Here is a 2,947-nt window from a genome sequence, read left to right as displayed (position 1 = left end):
CAGTATAAGTCAGCGCGCCAATTTGCTGCGCCGTATTGGTGATATTCTGGAACGTCATCATGATGAATTAGTGGCGATTTGTATTAAAGAGGCCGGCAAAGTCGCGCAGGATGGCATAGATGAAGTACGCGAAGCAGTAGACTTTTGCCGCTACTACGCCGCCCGTGCTGAGGAGCTGGCCAAAGATGAGCGCTTTGAACCACGCGGCGTGGTGCTGTGTATCAGCCCGTGGAATTTCCCGCTGGCGATTTTCCTCGGCCAGGTAGCTGCAGCCATTGTTACCGGCAATACCGTTATCGCCAAACCGGCCGAGCAAACCAGTCTGATTGCGCTGCGTGCGATAGAGCTGATGCATAACGTCGGTTTACCCGAACATGTGGTGCAGGCAGTGCTGGCCCGCGGCGCTGATGTCGGTGAAACCCTGTTGCCAGACCCGCGTATTCAGGCCGTGATGTTTACCGGCTCAACCGACACCGGTAGCTTAATCTCACGTACCTTAGCGCAGCGTAATGATATTCAGGTGCCGCTAATCGCCGAAACCGGTGGCCAGAACTGCATGATTGTCGACTCCACTGCCCTGCCCGAGCAGGTGATTGATGATGTGATAAGTTCCGGCTTTCAAAGTGCCGGCCAGCGCTGCTCGGCGCTTAGGGTGTTGTTTATTCAGCAGGATGTTGCCGATGGTATTATCGACATGCTTAAAGGCGCGCTGGCTCAGCTACAGGTTGGCGATCCTTCGCTGTTAAGCACCGATGTTGGCCCGGTGATTGACAGTAAAGCACTGAAAGCCCTGCAGCAGCATGCTGATGATATGCAAGATAAAGCCACCCTGCTGTATCAGTGCCAGCTACCTGAGCAAAGCAGCGACGGCTTTTTCTTTGCCCCGCGCTTGTACGAAATCAAAGATTTATCGGTGCTAAAACGTGAAGTATTCGGCCCCTGCGTGCATGTGATCCGTTACAAAGCCAGCGAGCTGGACAAAGTTATCGACCAGATAAACGGCACCGGTTACGGCCTGACAATGGGTATTCACTCGCGCATTGAAGAGCGCTGCGATTATCTGGCTAAAATGTCGCGCGCCGGCAATGTCTACGTTAACCGCAATATGATAGGCGCTATTGTCGGTGTGCAGCCTTTTGGTGGCCGCGGTTTATCTGGCACAGGCCCCAAAGCCGGTGGCCCGAACTACCTGCTGCGGCTGGTAAAAGAGAAAGCGTCGCCGGAAAACGTCCAGATGACCAACTTAAGCCCGGACGAGCTAAACCGGCACAACAGCCCGGACGCAGAAAAACAGGTTGCCCAGTTAATGGCAAACTCGTTACGCGACGAAAAAACCTGGCGCGCTACGCCACTGAACGACCGGGTATCGGCGCTGCGCCAGCTACTGGCCAAAATAGCCACTGTCGATATTATTGATGAGCTGGCAGATGATTTGGCACTGACGCTGGCAGATGCCCGTGCCCAGCTGAACCGGCTGGAAAAATATATGCGTAAAAGCACCGAGCTGCCCGGGCCAACCGGTGAGTCGAACACCCTGCATATCGAGCCTCGTGGCTGTGTGGTGTGCTACGCCGATAAAAGCACCTCGTTTAACTTCTGGGCTATTTCGATTATCACTGCGTTAGGAGTGGGTAATACTGTGATTACCGTTGCGTCTGAGCTGTTTTATGAAGAAGCCAACGCCTTTAAAAACAAGTTTCTGGCAACCGGCGTGGCTGAGGGAGTATTTCAGGTTGCTAAACCCGGACAACTGCAGGCGATTCTGGCACATCCGCATTTAGCCGGGGCTGTCGTTGCCGCACGTTCATCGCGGCTTGGCTACTTCAGCCAGCAACTGGCAGAGCGGGACGGCGCAATTTTACCGGTGATCAGTGCCGAATATTACGACACTCTGATCAAACGTCTGGTGACAGAGAAAACGATCAGTATTGATACCACTGCATCAGGCGGTAATACCTCACTGATGACAATGGTTGAGGATGATGAGCAGGCCTGATAGTTGGTACCGGTTTGCCCACGCTAACACGCCGTGAACCCATCCCTGGGGGCTCGTTTCCGCCCGTCCAGGGCTTCAACGGTTAGCTTAGGGCAAACAGATACCCTCACCGGCAGATAACAGAATTTATTTATCTGATAGGCACTATAAACAGAAAAACACCGCAGGTGATGGTGCTAGTACGCATTTCTGTTTACAGTGCCAATAATGCTGCTTAGCCGACAACGGATGCCACCACGCTATGAGCCAGGCCAAACAAATTGCCGACATTATTTTAAAAGGCTTTCGCCGCCACTTTAGCTTGTTTCAGACCATTACCGCCAAAGCCAAACAGCGGTTTGAACTGGCCGACTGGCGCGCTTTTCAGCAAGACAGCTCAGAGCGTATTTCGTTTTACGATAAGCGTGTTACTGAAGCGATAGCGCATCTGGCGACAGAGCTGCCCAAACAATGCCTGGATGAAACGCTGTGGCAGCAGGTGAAGCAGCACTATATGGAGTATCTGGCATTTCATCCGCAGGCTGAACTGGCTGAAACCTTTTATAACTCAGTATTCTGTCAGCTGTTTGAACGTAAGTATTTTCATAACCAGAATATTTTTGTCGAGTCGACATTAAATAAAACCCATTTGCCCGCCCCGGTGGCCTCGGTGTACGACAGCTACTTTCCGGCGCAGGATGGCTTAAAGCAAACACTGCGCAATATCCTGTCCGGTTTTGGTTTTATTACGCCCTTTATTGACCTGGACCGCGATATCCGGCTGATTGTTAAAAGTTTTATGGCACAGTCAAGCCATGGCCGCCACCCGGTTTACCAGATCCGCTTTGATATTTTAAAGTCGGTGTTTTACCGCAATAAAGCCGCTTACATTGTTGGCCGGGCGGTAACGCCGGATGGCCAGCAGCCGTTTATTATTCCGTTGTTGCACCGTGAAGGTGCCGGTTTATACAT

General features: G+C 52.2%; 2 protein-coding genes. Both read left to right on the top strand.

Annotated features, from left to right (window positions below):
• A partial coding sequence (locus VIN66_RS15370) for an L-glutamate gamma-semialdehyde dehydrogenase (RefSeq protein WP_331924796.1) occupies positions 1-1,996 on the top strand: 1,996 nt, incomplete at its 5' end.
• Positions 1,997-2,237: 241 nt separating this feature from the next.
• Positions 2,238-2,947, top strand: a 710-nt coding sequence (locus VIN66_RS15365; protein ID WP_331924795.1) for an isocitrate dehydrogenase kinase/phosphatase AceK regulatory subunit, incomplete at its 3' end; no start/stop codon positions are given.

The organism is Rheinheimera sp. (assembly GCF_036568245.1).
Lineage (GTDB): Bacteria > Pseudomonadota > Gammaproteobacteria > Enterobacterales > Alteromonadaceae > Alishewanella.
Note: the sequence above shows the minus strand (reverse complement) of the source record. Positions and strands in the feature narration are given on the sequence as shown.